The sequence below is a fragment of the Diplocloster agilis genome (assembly GCF_019042275.1).
GTDB classification, from domain to species: domain Bacteria; phylum Bacillota; class Clostridia; order Lachnospirales; family Lachnospiraceae; genus Diplocloster; species Diplocloster agilis.
Genome location: NZ_JAHQCW010000015.1, coordinates 63,239 through 76,657 on the forward strand (window position 1 = coordinate 63,239; position 13,419 = coordinate 76,657).

The following is a 13,419-nucleotide window of genomic DNA, read 5'->3' on the forward strand; positions in this document are numbered from 1 at the left end:
CAAAAACATGAAAGAAACATTAAAATATACTAAAAAATTAAATAAAAAACTGCCCTGGCAAAAAAACAGCAGGCAGTTACAATACCTCTTTTTTATTGATTTTATAGCCGCTGGCATAGACGGCTGTCTCTGCTATTCTCGTAGGGCTATACGCTCATATAAAGCACTTGCTTTTCCTATAATCACGGAAAATTTATCACTTTCAATTCAACACCTTTGCAAACGGAAATTTGTAATTTAGACGATATTCTCCCCTAAGATTATTTTAGGCATTGTCGTTAAACATCTATTCCAACGTTTGTAGAATTTCTCTACCCCAAGTTTAGATACTCTCGCATGGGCTTCTTCATTTTCCAATACCCAATATAAGACATAAGTTACTTTACCTACATTTCTTGTAAGACGAATAGGCAGTTCCCCTTCTTTGACTGCGTTAAAATCTTTTTGTCTATGAGTTCGTTTAATATAGTGTACATCAATAACACCATCTTGCTTTAGATAAAATTCAGCGACTTCTTTCATCAATTCTTCAATTTCATCTAACTTAGTTAATTTCGCCTCATATATGCATATTTCATTAAACATAAAATACCTCCGCAAATTACGATTTGTCGCTCTCTATCGCAAAAAATAAATTTCCTGCCCTTCTTTACTCACAGGCACAATTTAAAATTGCTTTGATGATACCACAAACCTATAGATATTACCACAACATATCATAGGTATCCATTGACAAAATGAAACAAAATAAATAGAAGGTTAGGATAAACAGCACCCGCAACCCGGCCTGCTATAAACCAGGGAGGAGAGGGAAGGTACGCGGCCACCCAAAGCCGGACGTCCAATCTCCCAGGACCGAATCGCTTGAGACCGGGCCTTAGAACAGGTTACGCAGATACCGGGAGAACCTCGCTGGGCCTGGAACACTGTCCGAGCCGCTTTTGCGAGTTTGTTCCAGACCCTGCCAATAAGAGGTTCTCCCGATATCGGAGTTACCTGTTCTTAGGTCCGGCCGAAGCGATTCGGTCCCGGGAGATTGGACATCCGGCTTTGGGTGGCCGCGTACCTTCCCTCTCCTCCCGGCCCCCCTACAGCACAACCGCACACTCTATTCCCGCACCGCCTCCCCGATGGCTTCGGAAAAGGTCGGATGCGGATAGATCAAATTTCCCAGATTCTCAAGGGTCAGCCCCAGCTCAATCGCCTGCACAAACTGGCTGATCATATCTGTAGCCCGCGCGCACATCATCTGCGCCCCCATTATCCTTCCGCTGGCCGGATCCGCCAGCACTTTCACAAACCCGCGCTCCTGCAGCGAAAGCACGGATTTTCCGTTTGCGGACATGGGATACTTGCAGACCTTCACCTGGATTCCCCGCTCCTTGGCTTCATCTGCGGTCAGCCCGGCGCAGGCGATCTCCGGATCTGTATATACGCACCCCGGCACTGTTCCAAGGCATATGGTTTCCGGTTCGCCAAACATGGCCGCCACCGCGCTCAACGCCTCGGCCGTAGCCGCATGAGCCAGCTGTACACCTCCCACTACGTCACCGGCCGCATAGATCCCCGGTATGCTGGTTTCAAAATGCCGGTTCACCAGGATACAGCCCCGGTCCATCTCCGGCGTCATTTCATCCGTAAACAGCCCTTCCGTATTCGCCCGGCGTCCCGTAGCGATGAGTACGGCGTCCGCGCGCGCCTCCTCCTCATTTCCCTTTTCCACGTAGGTACACGTAAGACCCTCCGGCGTTTTCACGATTTCTTTTACCATAGCGCCCGTATGAATTTCCGCGCCCCGCTTTTTCATAATCATCTTCAGGTTTTGGGAAATTTCCCGGTCCATTCCCGGAAGGATTCTCTCCATGCTCTCCAGTACCGTCACCTGACATCCCATTGCCTGATATGCGGTGGCAAATTCCATACCGATCACGCCTCCGCCGATAATCACAAGACTCGCAAAGAGCTCTCCTTTTAATTCCAGAAGCTCATCGCTGTTCAGGACTCCCTCCAGATCAGCCCCGGGAATGGGCGGGCTGGCCGGACGGGAACCTGTGGCGATTAAAATATTGCCTCCGGCCAGCTCCCGGTCCGTTTCTCCCATGCCTGTGATTTTTACCGTTTTCTGCGGCGTGACCGATGCGCTTCCCTGATAGAGGGTGATCTTATTCTTTTGAAATAATTTCAGTATCCCATCCTGCAAAGTCCGGACGACCTCTTCTTTCCGCTCCCTTAATTTCCCATAGTGGATCGCCGGACCGGCGCCTGCAAACCCGATCCGCTCTCCCTGTTTGAGCTCCTGATAGAGTAACGCCGTATGCAGTATCGTCTTAGTCGGTATGCACCCCCGGTTCAGACAGGTACCTCCCACATTGCCGGAATCCACCACCGCGACCTTTTTTCCCATACCGGCAGCTTTAAGCGCCGCGGGATAGCCCGCCGGGCCAGCGCCAATCACGATTAAATCATATTGTTCAGCCATTTTTTCCTCCCTGCCTAATTATCCGCGCATCCATCTTTTCAGTCATATTCTAACAGCTATTACGGGACTTAGCCATTCATTTACCAGTATTTTCAATCCCTGCTATGCCACCAATTTTCCGCTGTTATACCACTGTTTTTTCCGCCGTTATTCCACCGACTTTCCGCCGTTATGCAAACAGCTCCGGCAGCATCCCGGTTATATCATGTCTCATCGTCTCCTGTACGGAATCCATAGCGGGAACCTTTTGTGCCGCAGACTTCAGGGACTCCAGTTCATATAACGCCCCCTCCAACCCTTCGGCCAGCTTCGGTATATACTCCGTATCCAGGGCATCCGAATATATCCGGGCGTGACACACTCTCCCTTCGTTTATGTGCAGATGCAGCTGTACCTCTCCCCAGGAGAAGCGCTTGGCCGCCTCGTGCTGGAAAGGAAGTCTTTGCCCATAATTCCATTCCCAGGATGCGAATTTTTTCTCCAGCGCTTCCAGTTTTTCCATGCGGATACGGGAAGGATTCATGGGCCGGACGGGCCCTTCATACACTTTAGCGAAAGCCAGTTCCAATTTTTCTTTCATTCCCGCCACCGTAATCTGAGGGTTCAGATCGGTCAGATTCACCACTCTCGAGCGTACGGAATCCACGCTTTTCGCCTTCAGCTTCTGCGGCGATACATTCAGATATCTGGACAGCAGCTGCTGATCCACCCGGATCAGCAGCGTGCCGTGATGGCAACCCACGTCGGCCGTCTGATAAAAAGCATTGCCGGAAAATTTTCTGCCCTCCGCTTCCAGATCGTTTCTGCCGGACTTTTCCGCCCGGATACCGCACATGCGCACGGCTTCCAGGATCACAGCCAGCTCCCGGTCCACCTCATAATACGGCCGCCTGGCTATAAAGGTAAAGTTCAGGTTTCCCAGATCATGAAAAACCGCGCCGCCGCCGGATAAGCGTCTGGCCAAAAATCCGCCGTCCCCGGATAGGCTCTTGGTACGGCACTCTTTCCATGCGTTCTGGTTTCTTCCGATGACTACAGTCCTCCGGTTCTGCCAGAGATACAGGATACACTCGTGTTCCTCCACCACATCCATCAGATAATTTTCAAGCGCCAGATTCCGGTAAGGATTTGTCCCGCTATGTACCAGTATGGTCCGTTTATTCATCATAGCTGTATTTCAGATGAGGTTTTCTGGCTGCCTGCACTTCGTCCAGCCGGCCCACAGGCGTCACATGAGGCGCCGTTTTTACCGCTTCCGGATTCGTTCTGGCCTGCTCATATATCTCTTCGAACGCCCGGATGATCTCATCCAGATTCTCCTTTGATTCAGTCTCCGTAGGTTCCACCATCAGAGCTTCCGCAACGATCAGCGGAAAGTACATGGTCGGCGGATGGATTCCATAGTCCAGCAATGCTTTCGCTATGTCCATAGCCGACACATCGATCTGCTCATGCTCCTGTTCCAGGCTCATGACAAACTCATGCATGCAGGTCCGGCGATAGGGCATCTTATATTTGTCCGCCAGTTTCTCCATCAGATAGTTGGCGTTCAGAACCGCATTCCGGCTGGCTTCCCACAGTCCATCTTTCCCAAGCATCAGCGCGTAGGTCAAAGCCTTCACGACTACCAGGAAATTCCCATAGAAGGCCTTTACCATGCCGATGGAATCCGGCTGTCTAACGAAGGTATAGGGGCCGTCTCCCTCCACCTGCACCGACGGCAAAAACCGGGCCAGGAAATCCTTACAGCCCACCGGCCCGCTGCCCGGGCCTCCCCCACCGTGCGGAGTCGAGAACGTCTTATGCAGATTCAGGTGGATCACGTCAAAGCCCATGTCTCCCGGGCGCGTCACGCCCATGATGGCGTTTAGGTTGGCCCCGTCATAGTAGACCAGTCCGCCCGCATCGTGGACGATCCGGGTGATTTCCAGAATATTTTTATCAAACAGTCCCACCGTATTGGGGTTCGTCAGCATCAGGCCCGCGGTATCCTCTCCCACCGCCTCCCGAAGCTTTTGCAGATCCACACAGCCATCGGGATCGGAGGGGATATTGACCACGGTATAACCGGCCATCACGGCGCTTGCCGGATTCGTCCCGTGAGCCGAATCGGGAACAATGATCTTCGTCCGCTTCCCATCGTTCCTGCTGTCATGGTAAGCCTTAATCAGCAGCAGACCGGTGAATTCCCCGTGGGCGCCCGCCGCCGGCTGAAACGTCATCCGGTCCATGCCCGTGATCTCGCAGAACACCTGTTCCGCAGTCTTTAACACCTCCAGGCAACCCTGGACGGTATGCTCCGGCTGAAGCGGATGGACTCCGGTGAATCCGTCGTTAGCTGCCGTCCTCTCATTGATTTTCGGGTTATATTTCATCGTGCAGGAGCCCAGAGGATAAAAGCCGTCATTGACTCCATGCGTCCGCTTAGCCAGCTCGGTATAATGCCGGCTGATGTCATTTTCGGAAACCTCGGGAAGCCGCAGCTCCTTTTTTCTTCCATATTCCCCGAAGTCCCAGACCGGCACTTCGCATTCCGGAAGCACCGAGCAGCCTCTGCCTTTTACACTGCGTTCAAAGATCAGTTTCATCTGCCGCACACCTCCTTTACGATACCTGCCAGGTGGTCGATCTCTTCTTTGGTATTCAATTCCGTAGCGCACCACAGAAGTTCCCTGCCGCTTAAGGGCAGGCCTCCCAGAATCCCTTCCTCCTCTAACCGCGTCAGAAGCATCCCGGTATCCACCGGACATTCGGTTACAAATTCATGAAAGAACGGACGGCTGTACTTGACCACGCATCCAGCTTCCTGTAGTTTTTCCGCCAGATAATGAGCCATAGACGCGCTGTTTATAGCTGCCCGCCTCATTCCTTCTGGCCCCATGGCCGCCATATATACGGAAGCTTTCATCGCGCACAGGGCTTCGTTGGAACAAATATTGCTGCCGGCCTTCTCCCGGCGGATATGCTGTTCCCTTGCCTGAAGAGTCAGCACGAATCCTCTTTTTCCCTGGGAATCCACAGTCTGGCCCACGATCCGGCCGGGAAGTCTTCGAAGCATATCCTGTTTGGCCGCCATAAATCCCAGGTACGGGCCGCCAAATCCCATCGGCATTCCAAGGGGCTGCCCCTCGCCTACCGCCACATCCGCCTGGTATTCCCTCGGTGTTTTTAAAACAGCCAGGGAGATCGGGTTGCAGCCGACTACATATTTGGCCTTACGCTCGTGCGCCAGCCTGCCGATTTCTTCCACATCCTCCAGGATGCCGTAATAGTTGGGCTGCTGTATATAGACGCAGGCTGTCTGCTCATCCAGCATTTCTCTTAACGCCTGGGTATCGGTCGCCCCCTCTTTTTCCGGTATCACCTGAACCGCCACATTTCTTCCGTAGCAGTATGTGCGTATCGTCTTAAGCACCTGCGGGTTTACGGCTGCGGACACCAAGATTCCGGTCCGTTTCCGGTCCAGGCACATCAAAACCCCTTCTGCCGCCGCGGTAGCTCCGTCATAGACGGAGGCATTGGAGGCATCCATACCGGTCAGCTCACAGATCATCGTCTGGTACTCGAAGATGGACTGCAAATTTCCCTGGCTGATCTCCGCCTGATAGGGCGTATAAGCCGTGACAAAATCCTCCTTGCCCGTGACACTGTCCACGATCGCAGGTATATAATGGTGATAAGCTCCCGCCCCACGGAATATGTGGGGAAATACTTTATTTTTCGCGGCCATCGCTTCCATCCTGCGTTGGACTTCAAGCTCCGACACCCCACAGGGGATCTTCAGCTCCCCGTGGATCTGCATCTGCTCGGGTACGTCCCGGTACAGGTCATCGAAGCTCTCGTATCCGATCGCGCGCAGCATTTCCTGCTGTTCTTCTCTTGTATTCGTTACATAACGCCCCATGAACGCTCCTCCTTCATTATAATAGGTTCCGCCATCCGCCGCGCGCCTACAGTTCCTCCAGATAGGCCTCATATTCGGCCGCGTCCATCAGGTCCTCCTGATCGGTGATATTTTCCACCCTGACCAGCCAGGCGTCATAGGGCTGCTCATTAATGGATTCCGGGCTGTCCAGCAGTTCTTCATGAATGGCAGCCACGGTTCCGCTGACTGGTGAGTATACGTCGGAAACCGCCTTGACAGACTCCACATCGGCAAAGCTTTCCCCGGCGGTTACTTCATCCCCTTCTTCCGGCAGGTTTACAAAGACCAGATCTCCTAATTCCTTCTGCGCATAGTCCGTAAGTCCGATCCTTGCGGTGGTCTCATCCTCAAAAAACAGCCACTCATGGGATTTTGCATACTTTAACTCCTTTGGAATATTCATGTTTGTATCCTCCTATTATTTATCATTTTATGATTCTTCTGCTATTTCTTTTCCCTTTTATAAAACGGGATAGGGATTACTTCCGCCCCGATCATCCGGTTCCTGACTTCCACTTCCACCTTTGTGCCGACGCCTGCGTATTCCACCAGCAGCAGCGCCATGGCCGCCGGATAACCCAGATACGGGCAGTGTGTTCCGGAAGTGGTAATACCAATCTCTTTTCCATCCGCAAACACTTTTTCCTGCTCTCTTATGATCCCTCTGCCGGTTACTTTCAGGCCAACCCGCCTTCTCGACGGTTCTCCCCTGTCCACCAGCGCTTTTTTCCCGATAAAGTCTTCCTTATTCATCTTCACCGCAAATCCAAGCCCGGTCTCCAACGGTGTAATCTCATCGTTCATCTCATGTCCGTACAGCGGCATCGCGGCTTCCAGGCGAAGCGTATCCCTGGCTCCCAGTCCGCATGGAATAAGTCCGTCTTCCCGCCCGGCCTCAAGCAGAAGATCCCACATCCGTCCGGCATCCCCGGTGCCCATATACAGTTCATAACCATCCTCGCCGGTGTAACCGGTTTTCGATATAATATAGGATATGTCCTTCACTTTACCTTCCATGACCGCGCTGTAATATTTCTTCGGAAGTTCCTCTTCCGGCACAAGCTTCGCCAGGATTTCATGGGCTTTCGGGCCCTGCAGAGCGATCTGAGCCACCTGATCGGACAGATCCTCAAAGTATGCGTCCGCAAACTGGTGCTCTTTCATCCAGGCGAAATCTTTCTCCCGGTTGGAGGCATTTACCACGATAAAATAATGGTTTTCCCTGATCTTATAGACAATCAGATCGTCAATCACCCCTCCGCTTTCATTGCACATCGGACTGTATCTCGCCTGGCCGTCATACATATTCGTAAAGTCATTGGTCAGCAGCATGTTCAAATTCGCCAGCGCATCCCGCCCCGTTAAGAGCACCTCGCCCATATGGGATACGTCAAACAGGCCGCACGCCTTACGCACTGCCATATGCTCCGCGATCACCCCCTGCTCGTATTGCACCGGAAGCAGGTAACCTGCAAACGGTACTATTTTCCCGTGATTTTCCACGTGCTTGTCGTACAATGGTGTCTTTTTTTCCATGTACTCACTCCCTCCTGATAGATTGAAATACCTTATTATGGCTAAGCGGATGCGAACTTTTTTTATTCCGCAGGAGCACTTTCCTATGGCATAAAAAAAGACATACGAAAAAAGCTTTCGTATGCCTCTGTCTGTTTACCTGAAAGATTACTCCATAACGGAGCATGCCTCTTCGGTGATCTTGCTTTTCCAGAGTCTCGTCCGGGTACGGTCCTTTTGCCTGAGAGTTTTTGCAATTCCCCTTCGGCGCCGCTTACACAGTCTCTCCCATATCCATCATCCGACTTATCCATATTATAGGTATATTTTAACATATATAAATGGCTGGGGCAACCGCTTTATGGGAAAAGGTATCAGCGGAAAACAGATTTGATTGTATGAATTTTCCAATTACCGCATATAATAACTGCGTAAATTCAAAGAAACGCCATAAAAGGAGGGCCCTATGAACCAACAACATTATCCTTTCACTCTGCCGCCGCTTCCGTATACTTACGACGCCTTGGAACCGGCTATCGATATGGAGACGCTGCATTTTCATCATGACAAGCATTTTAAAACTTACGTGGATAACTTAAACAAGGCGCTGGAAAACCATCCGGAATATCACGACTGGACGCTTCCCATGCTGCTGTCCCGTCTGGATGAACTCCCGGAAGACCTGCAAAAGCCTGTTCGGAATAACGGCGGAGGCGTCCTTAACCACGCGATGTATTTTGATTCGATGAGACCCGGGAAAAATGAGCCGTCAGGAGCCGTCCGTTTTGCAATCGAATCCCAGTACGGCTCTGTCGACCACTGGAAAAGCGAAATGAAAACCGCTGCGCTCGGACAGTTCGGTTCCGGCTACGCATGGCTTGTAAAAGATGAGAACCAGCATTTGAAGGTCATCAACCTTCCGAATCAGGACAGTCCGCTCACCTACGGTTACTGTCCGCTTCTCCTGGTAGATGTCTGGGAACACGCTTATTATCTGAAATACCAGAACCTTCGGGCTGACTATGTGGACGCCTGGTTCGGCCTGATTAACTGGGATGTGGTAAACAGCCGTTTTGCGGAATAGGCTTCCTTATTAAACCATAGAATTTAAGAAAAGGCAGGATGATAAGACCAAAGTCTGATCACCTGCCTTTTTTATGAACCGGCGGATACACCGATGCGCTCGCCCATCTTCACAATTGTCTCCCCGCCCATGCGGGTATGTTCGATCAGGTCCTCATCCAGCCGGACCCGGCCCTTGGGCATAAGAACCACGATCGTGGAACCGCCGAACTCAAACCGGCCTTTCTCCTCTCCCTTACTTACAAAAGTTTTCCGGGACTGATAATTCGTAATCCGGCCGACCATCAACGCGCCGACTTCCATGATTAATAAATTGCCGAAACGCTTCGTCTTTAACAGGCAATACTCTCTGGTATTTTCCTTATAAATGGGATAACAGTCATTGGCGATGGGATTTACTGTGTGAAGCTTCCCCGGTATTTTCCGGTTTGCTGATTTTAATCCATCCGCCATATAACAGTACCTGTGGTAATCATCCACAGTCAGACGGAACACGCAGGCGAACCCGCCTTCAAACCGATTGGCCAGCGTTTCTGACCGGAGCAGTTCGGTAAGCGTATACCAGGTATCCTTGATCTGAAAACGCCGGTCGTCCCCGATAGGCCACACGCTGAGTTTCCCGTCGCAGGGGCTTATTAAAACCTGTTCTCCCGAAGCCACAGGTCTGGCGGTTCTCTGTAATCTTCTGGTAAAAAAATCATTAAAAGAATGGAATTTTTTCTTTTCACATTGGCTCAGATCCATCCGGTTCAACCGGACGAAGGGCTTTACCAGCAGCGCGGACACACGGGAATTCAAAATACAGCCGCCCGCTTTGGATACCGTAGGACAGATCAAAGGCTTTAACAGCAGCCGGCCCGCTGCGTGGGTGTAGAGCGCTTTTAATAAACGGTCCTGGACGGAAGACTTTTCTGTCAGGCGGCCCTCTCTGTCATAATATTTCAATGGACGCCTCCTTTAAGTATGGCTTCATTCAGCAGCCCGCCCCGGAACCGGATCGGATATCTGGTAAATATCAGCATGATCAGCAGCGCTGCGGCAACCACCAGCACCAATACCACAAGAGTCGAATTTTTTGGCTTTTTCACTTTAAAATCCACAATAAACAGGATACCAACTAAAAGCAGGATTACATATAGCAGAATCCGGAACACAAAATTGGGTACAAAAAACTGGACCATGAATACCAGTGGCAAGGCCACGGCCATGGAAGTGATCGGAAGGCCCCTGTAGAACTTTTCTCCGTCCTCCGAAACCAGCGCGTTTTTGGATTCCATCACGTTAAAATAGCCCAGCCGGATGACAGACGCCGTACAGTACAGGACGATTACCGCTATACCCAATATTCCCTGCACACCCAGCAGATAACAGATCAACGCCGGAAAGGCGCCGAAACAGACCATGTCACACAGGGAATCGATCTGGATTCCAAACGCTTTCGCATCCTCCGACCGGTTTTTCATAGCTCTGGCGATCTTCCCGTCGAACATATCGCAGAACCCCGACAGGGCGAGGCAGAAAATGGCGGTCTTAAACCTTCCATGGATTGCCTGGGTCATTCCAAATACGGAAGACGCCAGACTGATATACGTTAATATAACGGAGTGATTATAAAATCCTATCATATGCTTTTTCCTTTACTTTGTTGTTCAAACAGTACCCGTTCGGGTTTTGGTTTGCCGATTACAAAATGTGCCACCACCGTCATTGCGGCGCTGAACAGCAGCTGGCTGTAATACGCCAGGCCTCTGCTCAGGATCATGCCCGGCAGCAGCAATGCCGTGCCAAACACCGGTGGGAAGATCATCAGAAACAGCTTTTCGCTGATCCCCATCCCGCCCGGCAGAGGGAGCATATCCACCGCTACGGAGATAACCGCCTGCAGCATCATCACATCATAGACACTGGTTCCGCTGAGACCGAAAGCCCGATAGACCAGATAAGTGACGAAAAACAGTGCGAACCGCTGTATAAACGTAATCAGCGTGACATTGACTATCACTTTCTTGTTTTTCTTAAAATAGGCTGCCGTGGCCGTATACTGATCCATGGAATTCGTAAGCCTTTCGGCCCGCTCCGGTTTGTTCTTCAGAATGTGCAGCCTCACCAGCAGCTTCAGGCCGGCCTGCATGATATTCTTCGCCAGCACCGGATGGAACACCAGCACCAGCATGATCGCGCAGCAGAACACGTTCAGGACAACCCCCAGATAAAATACCGGAAGAATGCCGGTCAGATACCGGTTCACGAAGCCACGCTGGAATATCACCAGAAAAAGCCCGATAAAAACAAGGATCGATTTGTAGGTGATGGTTACCACCATCAGAACCAGTGTGGATACGGATATCGGAATCTCATTCTTTTTCATATAATAGATCTGGGCCGGCTGACCGCCGCTGGCCGACGGCGTGATGCAGCTGAAGAAAAACCCCACGCAGGAATACAGAAAACAGGTCCTCTTCCTCGTTCGTATGGAAAGCGTCCCCAACATGTAATGGATGATGATTGATTCTCCCCAGATAAAGAAAATCACAAATATCATCCCGAACAGCAGATACCAAAGCTTTACCTTTTTCAATGCCTGCAGAATCGCGTGCAGGTCTTCTCCCTTAAACACTCCGTATATGGTAAGCCCGAATACCGCCGCCAAAAACAGCAGATTCAGTATATTTTTCTTTTTTCCATTCACCGCTAACTCTCTTTCCCGCTGTCCGTAGCCCGTCTGCCAAACAACAGTCCGGTAATCCGGTCCATACATTTTTCCACGGACCGGTAAAACTGCGTGTGGTGCGTCAGATAATAAGCCGCTTCCGCTACCGCTATTCCGCCTATTACGTCAATGATATAATGCTGCTTCGTCACCTGGGTGGAGACAAAGACCAGTACGGCGAACACACAGGAGAATATCCGGTATGCCCGGGGAATGGATTTCTGCCCACGGATGCCGATAAAACAAAACCAGCTGACCAGACAGTGAATCGACGGAAAAAGATTGGTAGCACTGTCCATACTATAGAGCGTGCGAAGCAGTTCCGTCCAGATACCGCTTCCTTCCAACACAGGTCTTACATTCGTTGTGGGTATCAGAAGGTAAAAAACGCCACAGACCAGCCGGGATATCATATCTGCCGTCACAAACCGCATACAGTGCTCTTTGCTGATTCTCGCAATCATTATGTAATTCACAATCCAAAACAGATAACAGCCAAAATATATACTTACAAACCATGGTACGACCGGAACCATCCGGTCAAGCGGTGTTGTAAAATCATAATGCTTCCAGCCGGAAGCGAATTTCGCCAATCCAAAATAAACCAGACAATTTACTATGACACAACTGATCAGGGGTACAATCGCGTATGTCGGTACCGGCTGTTTGGCATACCCCTTTGTTTTTCTCTTCATAATGCAGCTCCTAACTTGTAAGACCATCACATATTATAGCAAATTTCGCCGGTATCTTATAGGTTATTGGGTAATCTTAATATTTCTTAATATTTCCGGGTTTTTACACTCCTCTTCCCAGGGAAGGGTAAATGGAATTCAATCAAAAAAGGATGCAGGTCATTTCTGACTTACATCCTTTCTCTTTGATGTATGTATATCCTTCCATACTCTCAGTATAATCCGGTTTGGCTCCCGGCAATATTATACAGGCAGATCCCCAATATCACCACCATCAGGCAAAGGAACAGCCGGCTTACATGCCGGTCTTTCAGACGCCGGTTTATCCTTCTCCCAAGGGCGGCTCCCAGTATGCCGCAGATCCCCATTCCCGCCAGCAGGAACACCGGAACCGGCGGTATCGTTCCTGTGCTCAGGTTCAGAAGCAGGCTGGAGATCTGGGACAGGCAGATGATATAGATTGAATTCTGCGCAGCCGTCTTGGGGCCCATGGAGAAAAAATAGTATAGAATGACCAAGTTCACCGGCCCGCCGCCGATTCCCAGAAAGGAGGAGAGAAATCCCAAACCCAGTCCAATCAGCATACAGCATATACGGTTCTTTACCCGCAGCGTCCGGATTTTTTCCTGTCTGAGTGTATATACAAGAGCCGCCAAAGTGATGAAAAACAAAATTACAGACTGTCCTGCGCTCAGAAGTCCTGCCGGACTCACCACTGACCGCAGATACTGAAACAAGCCTTTTCCCGCGATGCCGCCCGCAACAGCGCCGATTCCAAGATAGGAACTGACCGAAAAATCGATCGCTGTATCCTTTGAGATCCTGGCTTTCACAACAGAGTAGGCGGACATGGTCAAAACCGTACAGCCGGACAGGAAACTGATCGCAGAGACCTCCAAGGTCCCAAAGGCATCCAGAACCGGTTTTATGACTATCCCTCCGCCGATTCCACAGATGGAACCAGCGACCGACGCGATAAAACTGACGAAAAGATATATGAGTTCCATCATTC

13 protein-coding genes and 1 riboswitch are annotated in these 13,419 nt (G+C 50.6%); of the genes, 1 reads left to right on the plus strand and 12 read right to left on the minus strand.

Annotated elements, in window-relative coordinates; translation table 11 throughout:
• Positions 1-237: 237 nt before the first annotated feature.
• The 7 genes from KTH89_RS10565 to gcvT all read right to left on the minus strand — a co-directional run bounded on the left by KTH89_RS10565 (position 238) and on the right by gcvT (position 7,940).
• A complete protein-coding gene (locus tag KTH89_RS10565; RefSeq protein ID WP_158342671.1) occupies positions 238-585 on the minus strand; it encodes a hypothetical protein in 348 nt (115 codons plus the stop codon).
• A gap of 523 nt (positions 586-1,108) precedes the next feature.
• The gene (lpdA, locus tag KTH89_RS10570; protein ID WP_238721615.1) at positions 1,109-2,479 is read right to left on the minus strand and encodes a dihydrolipoyl dehydrogenase; all 1,371 of its coding nucleotides are present in this window, start codon (positions 2,477-2,479) and stop codon (positions 1,109-1,111) included.
• A gap of 169 nt (positions 2,480-2,648) precedes the next feature.
• Positions 2,649-3,647 (minus strand): lipoate--protein ligase, encoded by a 999-nt coding sequence (locus KTH89_RS10575; protein WP_238721616.1) that lies wholly within the window; start codon positions 3,645-3,647, stop codon positions 2,649-2,651.
• The gene (gene gcvPB, locus KTH89_RS10580; RefSeq protein WP_238721618.1) at positions 3,637-5,067 is read right to left on the minus strand and encodes an aminomethyl-transferring glycine dehydrogenase subunit GcvPB; all 1,431 of its coding nucleotides are present in this window, start codon (positions 5,065-5,067) and stop codon (positions 3,637-3,639) included. The genes KTH89_RS10575 and gcvPB overlap by 11 nt, the downstream gene beginning before the upstream one ends.
• Complete coding sequence (gene gcvPA / locus KTH89_RS10585) at positions 5,064-6,383, minus strand: aminomethyl-transferring glycine dehydrogenase subunit GcvPA (protein ID WP_238721619.1); 1,320 nt, start codon at positions 6,381-6,383, stop codon at positions 5,064-5,066. The genes gcvPB and gcvPA overlap by 4 nt, the downstream gene beginning before the upstream one ends.
• A gap of 46 nt (positions 6,384-6,429) precedes the next feature.
• Positions 6,430-6,807, minus strand: a complete 378-nt coding sequence (gcvH, locus tag KTH89_RS10590) for a glycine cleavage system protein GcvH (RefSeq protein ID WP_238721620.1) — start codon at positions 6,805-6,807, stop codon at positions 6,430-6,432.
• Positions 6,808-6,848: 41 nt separating this feature from the next.
• On the minus strand, positions 6,849-7,940 hold the full coding sequence (gene gcvT, locus KTH89_RS10595) for a glycine cleavage system aminomethyltransferase GcvT (RefSeq protein WP_238721622.1): 1,092 nt from the start codon (positions 7,938-7,940) through the stop codon (positions 6,849-6,851).
• 198 nt (positions 7,941-8,138) lie between these two features.
• A riboswitch (glycine riboswitch) is annotated at positions 8,139-8,220 on the minus strand.
• A gap of 165 nt (positions 8,221-8,385) precedes the next feature.
• Here gcvT and KTH89_RS10600 point away from each other — a divergent pair.
• Positions 8,386-9,003, plus strand: coding sequence for a superoxide dismutase (locus KTH89_RS10600; RefSeq protein ID WP_238721624.1), 618 nt, complete (start codon positions 8,386-8,388; stop codon positions 9,001-9,003).
• A gap of 71 nt (positions 9,004-9,074) precedes the next feature.
• Here the strand turns inward: KTH89_RS10600 and KTH89_RS10605 are convergent, their stop codons facing one another.
• From KTH89_RS10605 to KTH89_RS10625, 5 genes are all read right to left on the minus strand, one after another.
• Positions 9,075-9,947, minus strand: coding sequence for a phosphatidylserine decarboxylase (locus KTH89_RS10605; RefSeq protein ID WP_238721626.1), 873 nt, complete (start codon positions 9,945-9,947; stop codon positions 9,075-9,077).
• Positions 9,944-10,627 (minus strand): CDP-alcohol phosphatidyltransferase family protein, encoded by a 684-nt coding sequence (locus tag KTH89_RS10610; protein ID WP_238721627.1) that lies wholly within the window; start codon positions 10,625-10,627, stop codon positions 9,944-9,946. Before KTH89_RS10610 ends, KTH89_RS10605 begins: the two co-directional genes overlap by 4 nt.
• Entirely contained in the window at positions 10,624-11,691 is a 1,068-nt protein-coding gene (locus KTH89_RS10615; protein ID WP_238721629.1) for a lysylphosphatidylglycerol synthase transmembrane domain-containing protein, read from the minus strand. Before KTH89_RS10615 ends, KTH89_RS10610 begins: the two co-directional genes overlap by 4 nt.
• A 2-nt stretch (positions 11,692-11,693) precedes the next feature.
• The gene (locus KTH89_RS10620; RefSeq protein WP_238721630.1) at positions 11,694-12,407 is read right to left on the minus strand and encodes a phosphatase PAP2 family protein; all 714 of its coding nucleotides are present in this window, start codon (positions 12,405-12,407) and stop codon (positions 11,694-11,696) included.
• A 212-nt stretch (positions 12,408-12,619) separates the two neighbouring features.
• Positions 12,620-13,417 (minus strand): sulfite exporter TauE/SafE family protein, encoded by a 798-nt coding sequence (locus KTH89_RS10625; protein WP_238721632.1) that lies wholly within the window; start codon positions 13,415-13,417, stop codon positions 12,620-12,622.
• Between the last annotated feature and the right edge of the window lie 2 nt (positions 13,418-13,419).

Excerpts from the sequence above, each read along its gene's own strand:
- KTH89_RS10565 (WP_158342671.1), bottom strand. The coding sequence starts at position 585 with ATGTTTAATGAAATATGCATATATGAGGCGAAATTAACTAAGTTAGAT.
- lpdA (WP_238721615.1), bottom strand. The coding sequence starts at position 2,479 with ATGGCTGAACAATATGATTTAATCGTGATTGGCGCTGGCCCGGCGGGC.
- KTH89_RS10575 (WP_238721616.1), bottom strand. The coding sequence starts at position 3,647 with ATGATGAATAAACGGACCATACTGGTACATAGCGGGACAAATCCTTAC.
- gcvPB (WP_238721618.1), bottom strand. The coding sequence starts at position 5,067 with ATGAAACTGATCTTTGAACGCAGTGTAAAAGGCAGAGGCTGCTCGGTG.
- gcvPA (WP_238721619.1), bottom strand. The coding sequence starts at position 6,383 with ATGGGGCGTTATGTAACGAATACAAGAGAAGAACAGCAGGAAATGCTG.
- gcvH (WP_238721620.1), bottom strand. The coding sequence starts at position 6,807 with ATGAATATTCCAAAGGAGTTAAAGTATGCAAAATCCCATGAGTGGCTG.
- gcvT (WP_238721622.1), bottom strand. The coding sequence starts at position 7,940 with ATGGAAAAAAAGACACCATTGTACGACAAGCACGTGGAAAATCACGGG.
- KTH89_RS10600 (WP_238721624.1), top strand. The coding sequence starts at position 8,386 with ATGAACCAACAACATTATCCTTTCACTCTGCCGCCGCTTCCGTATACT.
- KTH89_RS10610 (WP_238721627.1), bottom strand. The coding sequence starts at position 10,627 with ATGATAGGATTTTATAATCACTCCGTTATATTAACGTATATCAGTCTG.
- KTH89_RS10620 (WP_238721630.1), bottom strand. The coding sequence starts at position 12,407 with ATGAAGAGAAAAACAAAGGGGTATGCCAAACAGCCGGTACCGACATAC.
- KTH89_RS10625 (WP_238721632.1), bottom strand. The coding sequence starts at position 13,417 with ATGATGGAACTCATATATCTTTTCGTCAGTTTTATCGCGTCGGTCGCT.